The sequence below is a fragment of the Hydrogenophaga sp. RAC07 genome (assembly GCF_001713375.1).
Classification (GTDB): Bacteria; Pseudomonadota; Gammaproteobacteria; order Burkholderiales; family Burkholderiaceae_C; genus Hydrogenophaga.
In genome coordinates this window covers 644,335-658,693 of the sequence record NZ_CP016449.1, presented here as the reverse complement: position 1 = coordinate 658,693, position 14,359 = coordinate 644,335, and the positions used below count along the sequence as shown (strand labels likewise).

The 14,359-nt window shown below is 66.3% G+C and carries 17 protein-coding genes and 1 riboswitch; of the genes, 6 read left to right on the top strand and 11 right to left on the bottom strand.

Annotated features, from left to right (window positions below; translation table 11 throughout):
* Window positions 1–4 precede the first annotated feature (4 nt).
* Complete coding sequence (gene nadA, locus BSY239_RS03110; RefSeq protein ID WP_069045554.1) at window positions 5–1,111, bottom strand: quinolinate synthase NadA; 1,107 nt, start codon at window positions 1,109–1,111, stop codon at window positions 5–7.
* Between the two features lie 19 nt (window positions 1,112–1,130).
* Window positions 1,131–1,994, bottom strand: a complete 864-nt coding sequence (nadC, locus tag BSY239_RS03105; protein WP_069045553.1) for a carboxylating nicotinate-nucleotide diphosphorylase — start codon at window positions 1,992–1,994, stop codon at window positions 1,131–1,133.
* 72 nt (window positions 1,995–2,066) lie between these two features.
* Between nadC and panB the strand changes: the two genes are divergently transcribed.
* Genes panB through BSY239_RS03090 form a run of 3 tightly spaced genes read left to right on the top strand, consistent with a single transcriptional unit; the run spans window position 2,067 to window position 4,071 of the window.
* On the top strand, window positions 2,067–2,954 hold the full coding sequence (gene panB, locus BSY239_RS03100) for a 3-methyl-2-oxobutanoate hydroxymethyltransferase (RefSeq protein WP_069045552.1): 888 nt from the start codon (window positions 2,067–2,069) through the stop codon (window positions 2,952–2,954).
* Window positions 2,955–2,956: 2 nt separating this feature from the next.
* Complete coding sequence (gene panC / locus BSY239_RS03095; RefSeq protein WP_069045551.1) at window positions 2,957–3,808, top strand: pantoate--beta-alanine ligase; 852 nt, start codon at window positions 2,957–2,959, stop codon at window positions 3,806–3,808.
* 17 nt (window positions 3,809–3,825) lie between these two features.
* Entirely contained in the window at window positions 3,826–4,071 is a 246-nt protein-coding gene (locus BSY239_RS03090; RefSeq protein ID WP_069045550.1) for a DUF1272 domain-containing protein, read from the top strand.
* On the opposite strand, the gene BSY239_RS03085 is transcribed toward BSY239_RS03090, so the two are convergent.
* The 4 genes from BSY239_RS03085 to BSY239_RS03070 all read right to left on the bottom strand — a co-directional run bounded on the left by BSY239_RS03085 (window position 4,072) and on the right by BSY239_RS03070 (window position 6,383).
* Window positions 4,072–5,088: an NAD(P)H-dependent glycerol-3-phosphate dehydrogenase gene (locus BSY239_RS03085; protein ID WP_069045549.1), complete on the bottom strand. Its 1,017-nt coding sequence runs from the start codon at window positions 5,086–5,088 to the stop codon at window positions 4,072–4,074.
* 22 nt (window positions 5,089–5,110) lie between these two features.
* Entirely contained in the window at window positions 5,111–5,569 is a 459-nt protein-coding gene (gene secB, locus BSY239_RS03080; protein WP_069045548.1) for a protein-export chaperone SecB, read from the bottom strand.
* Between the two features lie 105 nt (window positions 5,570–5,674).
* Entirely contained in the window at window positions 5,675–5,932 is a 258-nt protein-coding gene (gene grxC, locus BSY239_RS03075) for a glutaredoxin 3 (RefSeq protein ID WP_069045547.1), read from the bottom strand.
* A gap of 40 nt (window positions 5,933–5,972) precedes the next feature.
* A complete protein-coding gene (locus tag BSY239_RS03070) occupies window positions 5,973–6,383 on the bottom strand; it encodes a rhodanese-like domain-containing protein (protein WP_069045546.1) in 411 nt (136 codons plus the stop codon).
* A 116-nt stretch (window positions 6,384–6,499) separates the two neighbouring features.
* On the opposite strand from BSY239_RS03070, the gene gpmA reads away from it, so the two are divergent.
* The 3 genes from gpmA (at window position 6,500) to BSY239_RS03055 (ending at window position 9,630) form a co-directional block, all read left to right on the top strand.
* Window positions 6,500–7,243: a 2,3-diphosphoglycerate-dependent phosphoglycerate mutase gene (gene gpmA / locus BSY239_RS03065; protein ID WP_069045545.1), complete on the top strand. Its 744-nt coding sequence runs from the start codon at window positions 6,500–6,502 to the stop codon at window positions 7,241–7,243.
* A 118-nt stretch (window positions 7,244–7,361) separates the two neighbouring features.
* Window positions 7,362–8,843, top strand: coding sequence for a S41 family peptidase (locus BSY239_RS03060; protein ID WP_069045544.1), 1,482 nt, complete (start codon window positions 7,362–7,364; stop codon window positions 8,841–8,843).
* Between the two features lie 34 nt (window positions 8,844–8,877).
* Window positions 8,878–9,630, top strand: a complete 753-nt coding sequence (locus BSY239_RS03055) for a HesA/MoeB/ThiF family protein (protein WP_069048738.1) — start codon at window positions 8,878–8,880, stop codon at window positions 9,628–9,630.
* Window positions 9,631–9,645: 15 nt separating this feature from the next.
* On the opposite strand, the gene BSY239_RS03050 is transcribed toward BSY239_RS03055, so the two are convergent.
* The 5 genes from BSY239_RS03050 to BSY239_RS03030 form a co-directional block, all read right to left on the bottom strand.
* Window positions 9,646–10,161, bottom strand: a complete 516-nt coding sequence (locus BSY239_RS03050; protein ID WP_069045543.1) for a thermonuclease family protein — start codon at window positions 10,159–10,161, stop codon at window positions 9,646–9,648.
* Complete coding sequence (locus tag BSY239_RS03045; RefSeq protein ID WP_069048737.1) at window positions 10,158–12,575, bottom strand: ligase-associated DNA damage response DEXH box helicase; 2,418 nt, start codon at window positions 12,573–12,575, stop codon at window positions 10,158–10,160. Before BSY239_RS03045 ends, BSY239_RS03050 begins: the two co-directional genes overlap by 4 nt.
* 98 nt (window positions 12,576–12,673) lie before the next feature.
* Window positions 12,674–12,895, bottom strand: a complete 222-nt coding sequence (locus BSY239_RS03040; RefSeq protein ID WP_069045542.1) for a hypothetical protein — start codon at window positions 12,893–12,895, stop codon at window positions 12,674–12,676.
* Between the two features lie 96 nt (window positions 12,896–12,991).
* The gene (locus BSY239_RS03035) at window positions 12,992–13,498 is read right to left on the bottom strand and encodes a DM13 domain-containing protein (RefSeq protein WP_069045541.1); all 507 of its coding nucleotides are present in this window, start codon (window positions 13,496–13,498) and stop codon (window positions 12,992–12,994) included.
* A 69-nt stretch (window positions 13,499–13,567) separates the two neighbouring features.
* On the bottom strand, window positions 13,568–14,065 hold the full coding sequence (locus BSY239_RS03030) for a 6,7-dimethyl-8-ribityllumazine synthase (RefSeq protein ID WP_069045540.1): 498 nt from the start codon (window positions 14,063–14,065) through the stop codon (window positions 13,568–13,570).
* Between the two features lie 84 nt (window positions 14,066–14,149).
* Window positions 14,150–14,319: riboswitch (FMN riboswitch) on the bottom strand.
* Window positions 14,320–14,359: the final 40 nt, after the last annotated feature.

Sequence of the window (14,359 nt, the reverse complement as noted above, 5' to 3'; positions counted from 1 at the left end):
GCGCTCAGGCAGCGCCGATGTTGGGCACCAGCGCACCGGGGTTCTGACCGCTGCGCTGCGCACCGGTGAACGCCAGCATGCGATCAATCGGCAAGCGCGCCCGGGGGATCAGCGCCGGGTCGACGTGGATCTCGTTGAGGCCCTTCTCCAGAATCTGAGCCACACCCGCCAGGCCGTTCATCGCCATCCAGGGGCAGTGCGCGCAGCTCTTGCAGGTGGCGCTGTTGCCGGCGGTCGGCGCTTCGATGAACACCTTGCCCGGGTTCTGCTGGCGCAGCATGTGCATCATGCCGTTGTCGGTGGCCACGATGAACTCCGGCGCGTCCATCTCGCGCGCCGCGCGCAGGATGGCCGAGGTCGAACCCACCGAGTCGGCCAGCGCGATCACGTCGGCCGGGCTCTCCGGGTGCACCAGCACCTTGGCCTGCGGGTGTTCCTTCATCAGCGCCTGCAGCTCGAAGGCCTTGAACTCGTCGTGCACGATGCAGGCGCCGCCCCACATCACCATGTCCGCGCCAGTCTCGCGCTGGATGTAGCCGCCCAGGTGCTTGTCGGGCGCCCACAGGATCTTGTGGCCCTTGTCCTTGAGTGCGCTGACGATGTCCAGCGCACAGCTCGACGTGACCAGCCAGTCCGAACGCGCCTTCACCGCCGCGCTGGTGTTGGCATACACCACCACCGTGCGGTCGGGGTGCGCATCGCAGAAGGCGCTGAACTCGTCGATGGGACAGCCCAGGTCGAGCGAGCAGTTCGCATCCAGGTCCGGCATGAGCACGGTTTTTTCGGGGCTCAGGATCTTCGCGGTCTCACCCATGAAGCGCACGCCCGAGACGATCAGTGTCTGCGCTGCGTGGTCGCGGCCGAAGCGCGCCATCTCCAGCGAGTCGCTCACGATGCCGCCGGTCTCGATGGCCAGGTCCTGCAGATCAGGGTGCACGTAGTAGTGCGACACCATCACCGCGTTGCGTTCCTTCAGCAGGCGGCGGATCTTGTCCTTCAACTCCGCGCGCTGTTTGGGACCAGGCTCCACCGGCACACGCGCCCAGGCGTGCTGCGTGGGGCAGGCGGGTTGTTCGTATTCGACGTCGATGACGGTGGCTTCGGTGTTCATGAGTGTCCTTGTCGCGGCCTCAAAGGGCCTCGAATCGCATGGAGAAATCGATGGCTTTCACGTCTTTGGTGAGGGCCCCGATGGAGATGCGGTCCACGCCGGTCTCGGCCAGTGCACGCACGGTCTGCAGGTTCACGCCGCCTGAAATTTCCAGCACCGCGCGGCCGGCATTGCGTTTGACCGCTTCCTGCAAGGTGGGGATGTCCATGTTGTCCAGCAAGACCATGGTGGCACCACAGGCCAGGGCCTCGTCGAGCTGGGCCAGGGTCTCCACTTCAATCTCGACAAAGCGCGCCTGGGGGGCGGTATCGCGCACGCGCTGCAGCACCTGGGCCACGCCACCGGCCGCGGCAATGTGGTTCTCCTTGATCAGCACCGCGTCATACAGTCCGATGCGGTGATTCACTCCGCCGCCGGTGGTCACCGCGTATTTCTGCGCCAGCCGCAGCCCCGGCAAGGTCTTTCGCGTGTCCACGATCTGCGCGCGCGTGCCGGCCACCGCTTCCACAAACACCGCGGTCTTGGTGGCCACGGCCGAGAGCAGTTGCAGGAAATTGAGCGCCGTGCGTTCGGCTGTGAGCAACGCCTGCGCACGGCCTTCGATGGTGAGCACGGTCTGGTCGACCGCGCAGCGCTGGCCTTCGCCCACATGCCAGGTCAGCCGGGCCTGCGGATCGAGCTCCCGCACCGCCGCCTCGACCCATGGCGTGCCGCAGATCACCGCCGACTCGCGCGCCACGATGCGTGCTCGCGCCGCCTGGTCGGCGTTCACGAGCGCGGCGGTCAGATCGCCCGCGCCCACGTCTTCCGCCAACGCCAGCGCCACATCGCAACTGGCCACTTTCTGCAGGTCGACAAGGGTGAATTCAGAGAGGTGTTTCATGGGCCGCAAGCATACCGGGATGGTCTATAGTCCCGCATTCTCACCCACCCCTGAAACACGCGGGACCCACGCATGAGCACCCCCACCACTTCCCCGCCCATGGCCACGCCCTACGGCACGCTGCCCACCGCCTCACCCCTGCCCCAGCGCAAACCCGTGAGCCTGCCGCGCCTGGCCGAAATGCGCGAGCGCGGTGAGAAGATCACCATGCTCACCGCCTACGACGCCACCTTCGCTGCCGTGGCCGACGCCGCCGGTGTGGAGTGCATCCTGGTGGGTGATTCGCTGGGCATGGTCTGCCAGGGTCTGGCGAGCACCGCCGGCGTGACGCTGGAGACCATGGCCTACCACGTGGAGAGTGTGGCGCGGGGTCTGCGCCGCGTGCAGGCCACCGCCTGGTTGCTGGGCGACCTGCCATTCGGCAGCTACCACGAGTCGAAAGAACAGGCCATGCGCAGCGCAGCGCAGCTGGTGCACGCCGGCGCGCACATGGTCAAGCTCGAAGGCGGTGGCTGGACGGCCGAGACCGTGCGTTTTCTGGTCGAGCGCGGCATCCCGGTGTGTGCGCATCTGGGCCTGACACCGCAGACGGTGCACGCGCTGGGCGGCTACCGCGTGCAAGGCCGCGGCGATGCGGCCGCGCTCGTGCTCAAGCGCCACGCACTCGAACTGCAGGACGCCGGCGCCACCATGGTGGTGCTGGAGATGGTGCCCGCCGCCCTGTCCGCCGAGATCACACGCCAGCTTCCGACCTGCCACACCATCGGCATCGGCGCCGGGAAGGACACCGCCGGCCAGGTGCTGGTGATGCACGACATGCTGGGCGTCAACCTGGGCAAGAACCCCAAGTTCGTGCGCAACTTCATGGAAGGCGCCGGCAGCGTGCGCGACGCCATGGCCGCCTACGTGGCGGCTGTGAAAAACGGGACCTTCCCGGACGACGCGCTGCACGCCTGGTGACCATGAAAATCGTCCACACCCTCGACGACCTTCGCAACACACTGCGACCCTTCAACAGCCCAGCCCTGGTACCCACCATGGGCAACCTGCACGCCGGTCACCTCGATCTGGTGCGTACCGCCAAGCCGTTGGGCGACGTGACGGTCGCCAGCATCTTCGTCAACCGGTTGCAGTTCGCACCGCACGAAGACTTCGACACCTACCCGCGCACCTTGCAGGCCGACTGCGACAAGCTCGCCGCTGCGGGGTGCGACGTCGTGTTCGCGCCGTCGGAAAAAGAGATGTACCCCGAACCGCAGGGCTTCAAGGTGCAGCCGCCCGCAGAACTGGCCGACATCCTCGAAGGCCACTTCCGCCCCGGCTTTTTCACCGGTGTGTGCACCGTGGTGATGAAGCTGTTCCAGAGCGTGTTGTCCGAGGCCAAGGGGGAACGTTTTGCCGTCTTCGGGCAGAAGGATTACCAACAACAGATGGTGATCCGGCGCATGGTGAAGCAATTCGCCTTGCCTATCACCATCATCAGTGGCGACACCCGGCGCGCCCCCGATGGCCTGGCCCTGAGTTCGCGCAACGGCTATCTGAGCGAGGCAGAACGGGCTGAAGCGGTGCAGCTCTCCCTCGCGCTGCGCGCGCTGGGGCGCGACGCACTGGCCGCAGCCGACGGCCTCGTGCGCCAACTCCCCGCGCTGGAAGAACGCGCCATGAAAGATCTCGCCGCTCGCGGCTGGCAGCCCGACTATTTGACCGTGCGTCGCCGCGCCGACCTGCAGGCACCGCTGGCGGGCGATCCACTCGTGGTGCTGGGCGCCGCACGCCTGGGCACAACGCGTCTTATCGACAACTTCGAAATCTGATCACCGGAGGTCTCGCCGTGCTCCAGCTGCGTCCCAACTGCGAATGCTGCAACCGCGACCTGCCCAACGAATCGCTGGACGCGCGAATCTGCACCTTCGAATGCACCTTCTGCAGCGACTGTGCGGAAAGCAAGTTGAACAACACCTGCCCCAACTGCCGTGGAGAGCTGGTGCGCCGACCACGGCGACCCGCAGCGGCGCTGGCGCGCAACCCGGCGTCGACCGAGCGGGTGTTCAACCCGGCGGGTTGCACGCCCGCTTGATCAGAGCAGTTCGTCCTTGGGGTCCCGCCCCATGAGCAGGGCCACCGCCTGCGCGGGCTGCAGGCCACCGTCCAGCAAGGCCACCACCGCATCGGTGATCGGCATGTCCACCCCCAGTGAACGGGCGCGCTGCGCCACCGTGCGCGCGCTGTAGACACCTTCGGCCACGTGGCCGAGCGAATCCACCGCCTGCTGCAGGTTCATGCCCTGCGCGAGCAACTGGCCCACCTTGCGGTTGCGCGAGAGGTCTCCGGTGGCGGTGAGCACGAGATCCCCCAGTCCCGAGAGGCCCATGAAGGTTTCGGCCTTGGCGCCCAAGGCCAGGCCCAGGCGCGTCATTTCGGCCAGGCCGCGGGTGATGAGCGCCGCACGCGCGTTCATGCCCAGCCCCAGGCCATCGCACAGGCCGGTGGCGATGGCCAACACATTCTTCACCGCACCGCCCACCTCCACGCCCACGATGTCGTCGTTGGCATACACGCGCAGCGTGGGGCTGTGGAACGCGGCCACCAGCGTGTCGCGCACGGAAGCATGTTCGCTGGCTGCCACCAGCGCGGTGGGTTGGCCTCGGGCCACCTCCAGCGCGAAGCTTGGACCACTCAACACGCCGGCCAGCAGCTCGGGCGCCACCTGCGCCCGCACTTCGTGGCCCAGCAAGCCGGTGGTCTGCGTGGTGGGGGCTTCAAAACCCTTGCACAGCCACGCCACGGGCGCTCGCTGCTCTGCCAACAGCGTCAACATGTCGCGCAGGCCAGCCATGGGCGTCGCAACGATCACGAGGTCGGCGCCATCGAGCACAGTCGAGCCGCTGTGCAGCGCCCCGGTGGTGACCTGCACCGCAGCCGGCACCGTCACCCCACTCAGGTAACGGCGGTTTTCCCGGTGCTGCTGAAGGTCGGCGGCTTGCTGCGCATCGCGTGCCCACAAGGTGACACGCCGATCCGCTTGCGCCAGGCGGGCCGCACTGATGGCCAGCGCAGTGCCCCAGGCACCCGCGCCGAGCACGACGATGTTCATCGGGCCGGTGCCGGGCAAGGCCTTATTGCGTGACGATGCGGGGTGCGTCGGCAGCGGCTTGTGCCTGCTGCTGCTCGTACATGGCCTGGAAGTTGATCTCGGCCAGGTGCACAGGCGGGAAACCGCCGCGCTGGATGATGTCGGCCACGTTGCTGCGCAGGTAGGGGTACACGATCTGCGGGCAAGCGATGCCCATGATCGGACCCATCTGCTCCTGCGGCAGGTTGCGGATCTCGAAGATGCCGGCCTGCTTGGCTTCGACCAGGAACACGGTCTTGTCCTTGATCTTGGTCGTCACCGTGGCGGTCACGCAGACCTCGAACACGCCGTCGGCGGCCGGGCTGGCTTCCACGCCGAGCTGGATGTCCACTGTGGGCTGTTCCTGCTCGAGCAGGATCGCGGGCGAATTGGGTTGTTCGAGCGACGCTTCCTTGAGGTAGACGCGCTGGATCTGGAAGGTGGGTTCCTGGTTTTCTGCCATGGTGTTGTCTCGAAGAATGCGTTGAAAAAACAAACCCGCCGGGGGAGCGTTCCCGCGGCGGGCACTGGGCTGAATTATGTCAGCCCGGCAAGGCGGCTCTGTGACTCAGGCCTGCAGCATGGGCACCAGCCCACCGCGCCCGTCGAGCGCGTGCAGGTCGTCGCAACCACCCACGTGCTGCTCGCCGATGAAGATCTGCGGAACGCTGGTGCGGCCGGTGATGGCCTTCATCTGCGCGCGCAACTCGGGCTGCCCGTCCACAAACACCTCTTCGAGGTCGGCCACGCCGTGACTTTGCAGCAGAGCCTTGGCGGAGCTGCAGTAGGGGCAATAGGCGCTGGTGAACATCTTGACTTTGGCCATGCAAACTTCCTGTCGGTGCAAAAAAACGAAGCTGAAATGATCAGGCTTTTTGCACCGGCAGACTGGCGGCACGCCAGGCGCCCATGCCACCGGTCAGGGATTGCGCGTTTTCATAGCCCAGCTTTTTCGCCATGGCCACGGCCCGGTTGGCCCTGGAGCCGTTGGCGCAGACCAGGATCAGCTGGGTGGCCTTGTTCTTCACGGCGCCGGGCAGTTTGCTCTCGAATTCGCCCAGCGGAACGTTTTTGGCACCGATCACGTGGCCGGCGGCGAATTCGGCCGGCTCGCTCACGTCCACCACCACCGCCTTGTCGCGGTTCATCAGTTGCACGGCTTGCGTCGTGTTCAGAGAGCCGGCGCGCGATCCGGCCGAAACCGTGGGCCACAACAGCATGGCGCCCGACGAGAACGCCACGGCCAGCAAAATCCAGTTATCGATGAAGAAACTCACGAGGACACCTTTCGAGTAAGCCCGGGATTTTAGAATGGCGGGCTGCCCTGTGCCGCAGTTGCCTCGCGGCCCACCTGTTTTTCTCCGCCCCGCCCCTCCAACGCCACCCCCTTGCCATGTACAAACTCGTCCTGATTCGCCACGGTGAATCCACCTGGAACCTGGAAAACCGCTTCACCGGCTGGACCGATGTGGACCTCACCCCCACCGGACTCAACCAGGCATTGGCCGCCGGTCGCCTTCTCAAAGCCGAGGGTTACGACTTCGACCTGGCCTACACCAGCGTGCTCAAGCGCGCCACGCGAACCCTGTGGCACGTGCTCGACGAAATGGACCGCACCTGGTTGCCGGTGGTGCACAGCTGGCGCCTGAACGAGCGCCACTACGGTGCCCTGCAGGGCCTGAACAAGGCCGACACCGCCAAAAAATACGGTGACGACCAGGTGCTGGTCTGGCGCCGCAGCTACGACACGCCACCGCCTTCGCTGGAAGTGGGTGACCCGCGCAGCGAGCGCGGCGACCGCCGCTACGACCGCCTCAGGCCCGAGGAAATCCCGCTCACCGAATGCCTGAAAGACACCGTGGCCCGCGTGCTGCCGTTCTGGAACGAGGCCATGGCGCCCGCCATCAAGGCCGGCAAACGCGTGGTGGTGGCTGCGCACGGCAACAGCATCCGTGCCTTGGTCAAATACCTCGACGGCATCTCCGAGACCGACATCGTCAACCTCAACATCCCCAACGGCATTCCGCTGGTCTACGAGCTGGACGCCGAACTCAAACCGATCAAAAGTTACTACCTGGGCGACGCCGAGGCAGCGGCCCGCGCAGCCGCGGCGGTGGCAGCCCAGGGCAAGGCCTGAACAAGGGGCCGGTGATTGGGGAACCGAACCGGTTCCCCGTGCTCATAGGTGTATATTGATTCGCCGCCGGGTTGTCCGGCATGGGCGTCATTACTGGGGTAATTCAATGGCAAAACAGGTGAGTCACAAGCTGAAAATTGCAGGCTGGGTGGCCATTGGTGCGGTCGCCGGTGCGCTGACCACGGTGCAGCTGCAAGCGGTGGCCCGCGGCACGCTGGCGCCTTTGCCGCTCGAAGAGTTGCAACAGCTCGCCGCCGTGTTCGGCATGGTCAAGACCGACTATGTGGAGCCGGTGGACGAGAAAAAACTGATCAACGAAGCCATCACCGGCATGGTGGCCAGCCTGGACCCGCATTCCCAGTACTTCGACAAGAAGTCGTTCAAGGAATTTCGCGAGGGCACCAGCGGCCGCTTCGTCGGTGTGGGCATCGAAATCACCATGGAAGACGGCCTGGTCAAGGTGGTTTCGCCCATCGAAGACTCGCCCGCGTTCCGTGCCGGCCTCAAGACCAACGACCTGATCACCAAGATTGACGACACCAACGTCAAGGGCCTGTCGATCAACGACGCCGTCAAGCTCATGCGCGGTGAGCCCAGGACCAAGGTGCTGCTGACCATCTTCCGCAAGGACGAGGACCGCACCTTCCCGGTGACCATCACCCGCGAAGAGATCAAGACGCAGAGCGTGAAGTCGCGCGTGGTCGAGCCGGGCTACGCCTGGGTGCGCGTGTCGCAGTTCCAGGAACGCACCATCGAGGACTTCGCCCGCAAGGTGGAAGACCTTTACAAGGCCGAGCCCAACCTCAAGGGCCTGGTGCTGGACCTGCGAAACGATCCGGGCGGCCTGCTGGACGCAGCCGTGGCCTTGTCGGCCGCCTTCCTGCCGGAAAACGTGACGGTGGTGTCCACCAACGGCCAGCTCGAGGACAGCAAGTTCATCTACAAGGCGGTGCCGCAGCACTACCTGCGCCGCGGCGGCAACGATCCGATCAAACGCCTGACCGAAAACACCAAGGGTGCTCTCAAGCGCGTACCGCTGGTGGTGATCGTCAACGAAGGTTCGGCTTCGGCCAGCGAGATCGTGGCCGGCGCCCTGCAAGACCACAAACGCGCCACCATCCTGGGCAGCCAGACGTTCGGCAAAGGCTCCGTGCAGACGGTGCGTCCACTCGGCCCGGACACTGGCTTGAAGCTGACCACGGCGCGTTACTACACGCCGATGGGCACCTCCATCCAGGGCAAGGGCATCGTGCCCGACGTGCTGGTGGACGAGACCCTGGAAGGCAATGTGTTTGCCGCGCTGCGCACCCGCGAAGCCGACCTGCAGAACAGCCTGACCAACGGCAAGGACCCCAAGGCGGCGGTCGCACCCATGACGGACGCCGCGCGCGCTGCCGAACAGGCGCGCAGCGAAGAGCGTGAAATCGCCCGCAAGCGGCTGGAAGAAGAGGCCCGCAAGAATCCGGGCCAGCGCCTGGTGCCTGAATTCGGCACCGACAAGGACTTCCAGCTCACGCAGGCCATCAACCAGCTCAAAGGTCGTCCGGTCATGGTGAGCAAGAGCCAGACAGTGCGCACCGAAGAGAAAAAAGAAAACTGAGGACACAGCGGGCCGACAGCCCGCTGTGATGCTTTTGGACGACGCACAGCTCCTGCGCTACTCGCGCCACATCCTGCTCAACGAACTCGGCGTCGAAGGCCAGGAAGCCTTGCTGGCTTCGCACGCGCTGATCATCGGCGCCGGTGGCCTGGGTTCTCCTGTCGCGCTGTACATGGGCAGCGCCGGCGTGGGCCACATCACCGTGGTGGACCACGACGTGGTGGACGAAACCAACCTGCAGCGCCAGATCGCGCACAACCTCGCGCGGGTGGGCCATCCCAAGGCCGAATCCATCGTGGAAGCCATCGCCGCGATCAACCCGGACGTGCGCGTCACGCCGATCGTGCAGCGCGCCGACGAAGCCCTGCTCAGTGAACTCATCGCGCAGGCCGACGTGGTGCTCGACTGCACCGACAACTTCGCCACCCGCCACGCCATCAACCGCGCGTGTGTGAAGCACCGCAAGCCGCTGGTCTCGGGCGCGGCGATCCGCATGGACGGGCAGCTCAGCGTGTTCGACGCGCGCAGCCCCGGCAACCCCTGCTACGCCTGCGTGTTCCCCGAATCGGCCGACCTCGAAGAAACCCGCTGCGCGACCATGGGCGTGTTCGCGCCACTGGTGGGCATCGTGGGCACCATGCAGGCGGCCGAAGCCTTGAAGCTGCTCACCGGCCTGGGCTCGCGCCTCACGGGCAAGCTGCTCATGCTGGACGGTCGTGATCTCGCCTTCAACGAGATCACGCTGCCGCAAAACCCGCAGTGCACGGTGTGCGGCATCCCGCACTGATTCAGGCGCACCAGTTCAGCCGCGCGGCGGCATCGGGCACGGCCCGTGGCGCTTGCGAAAGTCGCGCGGCAATTCGGCTGCCGCGTCCTTGAAGATTCCTCGCCTGCTCTTGCGAGCCAGTGCCTCTTCATCAGCAAACGGCCCAAGGCTGCGCCGCCACCGGTACGACCAGGCTTGCCCGTTGGCGACCAGCCAGGCCGCGACATCGTCGCCCTGGTGCACGATGCGAGCCACGCCGCGTCCGTAGTCGTCCTGGGCGCGAACCCGCACCTCCACCACCTGATTCAGCACACGCCGTGCCAACAGATCGCGCGACGTCTCGCCGCCGCTCTGGCAGATCTCCGGCGCGTCGATGCCTTCCAGCCGCAGCTTGCGGTACGGGCCACCGGCCAGCGGCTTCACCCACACGGTGTCACCGTCGAACACGCGGCTCACGCGCGCGCTGTAGACCTCGTCCTGGCGTGGTGCGTCCTGCGCGTTGACGCTCCAGGCCACCAGCGCCACCCCCAAACCCATCCACCAGACCTTCATGCGTTCGCCTTGTCGAGTTCGCGCAGCAGCTTGTCCAGCCGCGCGGAGAGTTGTTCGGTGCTGAGCCGCTCACGAAAGCGCTCCACCATCAGCGGCAGGCTCATGGGGCTGGGGCGGGTGAGCTCCACACAGTGCAGGCTGTGGCTGGCCATGCCTTGCAGGCTGCTGTGCAGCCGGCCAATGTCGAGCTCCTGCGACAGCACCTCGCGCTCCGCCTGGTCCAGCAGCAGGTTGCCGGGGTCGTACTTGCGAAACACCTCGAAGAACAGACCGCTGGAGGCCTGCAGCTGCTTGAGGCTTTTGGGCGCTCCCGGGTATCCGCTGAACACCAGGCCGGCGATGCGCGCGATCTCGCGAAAACGCCGCTGGGCCAGTTCACCCGCGTTGAGCGACGCCATCACATGCGCCAGCAGATCGTCGGTGCTGAACACCGAACGGTCCAGCAGGTGCGTGAGGTTGGCCGGCTCGGTGCTCAACAGTTCGAGGCCATAGTCGTTGACCGACAGGCTGAAGGTGTTGGGCTGCTCGCGCGCCAGCCGCCAGGCCAGCAAGCTGGCCAGCCCCAGGTGCACATGGCGCCCGGCGAACGGGTACAGATACAGGTGGTGCCCCTCGCGGGACTTCATGTGCTCGAGCAGCAACTCACCCGGCCGCGGCAGGCGCGACACGCGGGCCTGGGTCTCCAGCATCGGTCGCGCGGCCTGCATTTCGGGCGAGTCGAAGCGACCCTTTGCGGCCAGCGCCATCTGGGCCAGCACGGCGTCACCCAGCTCGGACGACAGGGGCATGCTGCTGCCTTGCCACGAGGGCACGGCGCCCTTGGACTTTTCGGCCTTCTTCACCCAGGCCGTCATTTCGTGCACGCGGATGAATTCAAGCAGACGCCCGGCGAACACGAAGCAGTCGCCCTTGCGCAAGCGGGCGATGAAGCCTTCTTCGATGGAACCGATGCGCCCGCCGTTCATGAACTTCACCTGCAGCGCTGCGTCGCTCACGATGGTGCCCACGCCCAGCCGGTGGCGGCGCGCGGTGGCGCGGCCCTGCGGCGTGTCGGGCACGCGGTAGACGCCGGCGTCATCGGGCTGGATGCGGTGGTAGTCGGGGTAGGCGTTCAGGCTCTCGCCGCCGCGTTCACAAAAGGCCAGCACCCAGTCGAACGATTCGCGCGAAAGCTCGCGGTAGGCGAACGCGCTGCGCACCTCATCGAACAGGTCATCGGGCATGAATCCACCACCCAGCGCCACGGTGACCAGGTGCTGCACCAGCACGTCCAGCGGTTGTTCGGGGCTGCGCCGGCTCTCCACGCGCCCGGCCAGCGCCGCTTCCCGCACGGCAGCGGCCTCCACCAGCTCCAGCGTGTTGGTGGGCACCAGCGTGACGCGGCTGGGCCGACCCGGTGCATGACCGCTGCGCCCGGCGCGCTGCAGCAACCGCGACACGCCCTTGGCGGAGCCGATCTGCAGCACGCGTTCAACCGGCAGAAAGTCGACGCCGAGGTCGAGCGAGGACGTGGCCACCACCGCCTTCAACTGGCCGGATTTCAGTCCCTGCTCCACCCACTCGCGCACCGCCTTGTCCAGGCTGCCGTGGTGCAGGGCCACCTGCCCGGCCCAGTCGGGCCGCAGGGCGAGCAACAACTGGTACCAGATCTCGGCCTGGCTGCGGGTGTTGGTGAACACCAGCGCGGTGCTGGCGGTTTCCAGCTCTTTCACCACCGGCTCCTGCATGCTTTTGCCCAGATGCCCGGCCCACGAATAACGACCCGGCTCGGGCGGGATCAGCGTGTCGATGGCCAGCGCCTTGTCCACACGCCCGCGCACCAGTTGGGCGTTGTCGGGTCCACAGAGCACACGCAGGGCGTCGTCCAGATTGCCCAGGGTGGCGCTCATGCCCCACACCAGCAGCCCGGGCTGCCAGCGCCGCAGCCGCGCCAGCGCCAGCTGCACCTGCACACCGCGCTTGCTGCCGATGAGTTCGTGCCATTCGTCCACCACCACCGCACGCACACCGGCCAGCTCGTCGGGCGCGTGGGTGCGCGCGAGCAGGAGCGACAGCGATTCGGGCGTGGTGACCAGCACCGTGGGCCAGCGCCGATCTTGCCGGGCGCGCTCCGCGCTGGGCGTGTCACCGGTGCGCAGGCCCAGCGTCCAGCCGGGCGCCAGGTCGGCCAGCGGTGCTCGCAGGGATGCTGCACTGTCGGCCGCCAGCGCCCGCATGGGCGTGATCCACAGTACCGTGAGCGGTGCGGGCTTGTGTGCGGGCAGCGTCTGCAGCAGGTGCTCGATCAGGCCCAACCAGACCGCGTAGGTCTTGCCCGAGCCGGTGGTGGCGTGCAACAGGCCGCTCCGGCCGGCGCCGATGGCAGACCAGACCTCGCGTTGAAACTCGAAGGGCGTCCACAAACGCGAAACCATCCAGCTCGCCGCGCATGCCTGCGGCGGGGTGGATGGTTCGGGGTGCGGAATGGCGATCTGCTTGCGCGGCATCGCTTACACAACAGATGCCCGGGTCATCAGCCCTTCTTGCCACCCATGACGAGCAGCAGGCCGCCGATGACGATGGCGCCCACGCCGGCCCACACCGGCACGTTGACGGTTTCCTTTTCTTTCACGGTGAGCTCCAGCGGGCCGAGCTTCACGGCTTCGGTTTCCTTGGTGTAGCTGAAGCTGCCGTACACCAGCGCGATGGCGCCCGCGGCGATGAGGAGGATGCCGACCAGTTTGGCTGAGTTCATGCTTGTTCCGTTCTTTGATGATGCACTGCCGTCGACAGACCAGGAGCGGCGTCGACGCAACGCTGGGAGCGATGATGCATCAATTGCAATCCCGGCTCAGCCGGGATCGCGGTACTTCGCAGCGGTGATGAACTGACCGAAGGTTTCGCACCAGACGATGACGCTGGTGTAACCCGCGGGATCGGCGCCCGCGGGCAGGGGCACGATGAAGTTCTCGAAGGTCTTCACATCACCCACACGCAGCATGGTTGGCTTCAGGCGCTTGAAGTCGGCCTCGGTCTCCACGAATTCCGGCGACAGGTACAGCTTGTAGTCGGGCCCGGGCGCCAGCCGCCCGGTGAACACGATCTGCTGCAGGCTCAAGCTCACCGTGCCCTCGCCCCAGTGCAGCGGATCGCTGTCTTTCAGGTCGCGACGGAACTCGCCGCTGTACCGCCCACCCGCGGCGGCTTGCGCCACCTGTTCGGTGCTGGGCCCGGGCGGCGCGGTGAGGATGGGCAAGGTGTAGATGCCGGCACCAAAACCGACCAGCAAGGCGAACACGTGCGATGCCAGCAGCCAGGCGGTGCGGCGGCGTGGCACAGGGGCGGCGGTGTTGGTCATGAACGGACTCCTGCGATGTGACCCCGATTCGTCTGGCCAGGGCCGAAAGCCTTACAAGCAAGCTGCAACTCAGGACGGCAGCATGCTCTTCAGACGCAGCAGCCCGGCCACCGTCTGCAGGCAGGCCTGCGCGGCCTCGGTGCCCTTGACGGCAAAGTGGCGCATGAAGTATTTGCGGTGTTCGACATGTTCGTGGAAATGGTGCGGCGTGAGCACGGCGGAAATCATGGGCACGCCGGTGTCGAGCTGCACGTCCATGAGCGCCTGCACCACGGTCTGGGCCACAAAGTCGTGGCGGTAAATGCCGCCGTCCACCACCAGTGCGCTGCCGACCACCGCGGCATAGCGCCCGGATCGCGCCAGCCGCTGCGCATGCAGCGGGATCTCGAACGCACCGGGCACGTCGAACACGTCGATGGCGTCCGCGCCGACACCGGACAGTGCCATCTCCGCAAAAAATGCATCCCGCGCCTGATGAACGATGTCGGCGTGCCACGAGGCTTCGACGAATGCGAAGCGCAGCCCGGCCGGCAGCTGAATGGAGGGGGAAGATTCGGTCTGATTCATGGTGTCCTTGAAACAGGAGGGGCCAACCAATCAGGGCGCACAAGCGCACGCGCACCGCTGCGCGCAACGCAACGGACGCCTGGCTCACGCTCTCTTGCATCCGGACTGTGACCGTCGGTCCCGGGATCTCACCGGGTCTGCTGACCCCATGCCAGGGACAGACCCTGGCGTGGGCGCTCGCGGCACTCGTGCGGTCGTGTCGCCACGCCGCCATCACCGCCGGTGGGGAATTGCACCCCGCCCTGAGAACGCTTGTGTCCGACACGGGGCCGGACGCCTTTGATTCTAGGCACA

Bases quoted from the DNA above. Each gene is read 5' to 3' on its own strand.
- BSY239_RS03035 (WP_069045541.1), bottom strand. From the start codon at position 13,498: ATGACCAACACCGCCGCCCCTGTGCCACGCCGCCGCACCGCCTGGCTG.
- secB (WP_069045548.1), bottom strand. From the start codon at position 5,569: ATGGCAGAAAACCAGGAACCCACCTTCCAGATCCAGCGCGTCTACCTC.
- BSY239_RS03030 (WP_069045540.1), bottom strand. From the start codon at position 14,065: ATGAATCAGACCGAATCTTCCCCCTCCATTCAGCTGCCGGCCGGGCTG.
- panC (WP_069045551.1), top strand. From the start codon at position 2,957: ATGAAAATCGTCCACACCCTCGACGACCTTCGCAACACACTGCGACCC.
- panB (WP_069045552.1), top strand. From the start codon at position 2,067: ATGAGCACCCCCACCACTTCCCCGCCCATGGCCACGCCCTACGGCACG.
- BSY239_RS03085 (WP_069045549.1), bottom strand. From the start codon at position 5,088: ATGAACATCGTCGTGCTCGGCGCGGGTGCCTGGGGCACTGCGCTGGCC.
- BSY239_RS03050 (WP_069045543.1), bottom strand. From the start codon at position 10,161: ATGAAGGTCTGGTGGATGGGTTTGGGGGTGGCGCTGGTGGCCTGGAGC.
- grxC (WP_069045547.1), bottom strand. From the start codon at position 5,932: ATGGCCAAAGTCAAGATGTTCACCAGCGCCTATTGCCCCTACTGCAGC.
- gpmA (WP_069045545.1), top strand. From the start codon at position 6,500: ATGTACAAACTCGTCCTGATTCGCCACGGTGAATCCACCTGGAACCTG.
- nadA (WP_069045554.1), bottom strand. From the start codon at position 1,111: ATGAACACCGAAGCCACCGTCATCGACGTCGAATACGAACAACCCGCC.
- BSY239_RS03040 (WP_069045542.1), bottom strand. From the start codon at position 12,895: ATGAACTCAGCCAAACTGGTCGGCATCCTCCTCATCGCCGCGGGCGCC.
- nadC (WP_069045553.1), bottom strand. From the start codon at position 1,994: ATGAAACACCTCTCTGAATTCACCCTTGTCGACCTGCAGAAAGTGGCC.
- BSY239_RS03045 (WP_069048737.1), bottom strand. From the start codon at position 12,575: ATGGTTTCGCGTTTGTGGACGCCCTTCGAGTTTCAACGCGAGGTCTGG.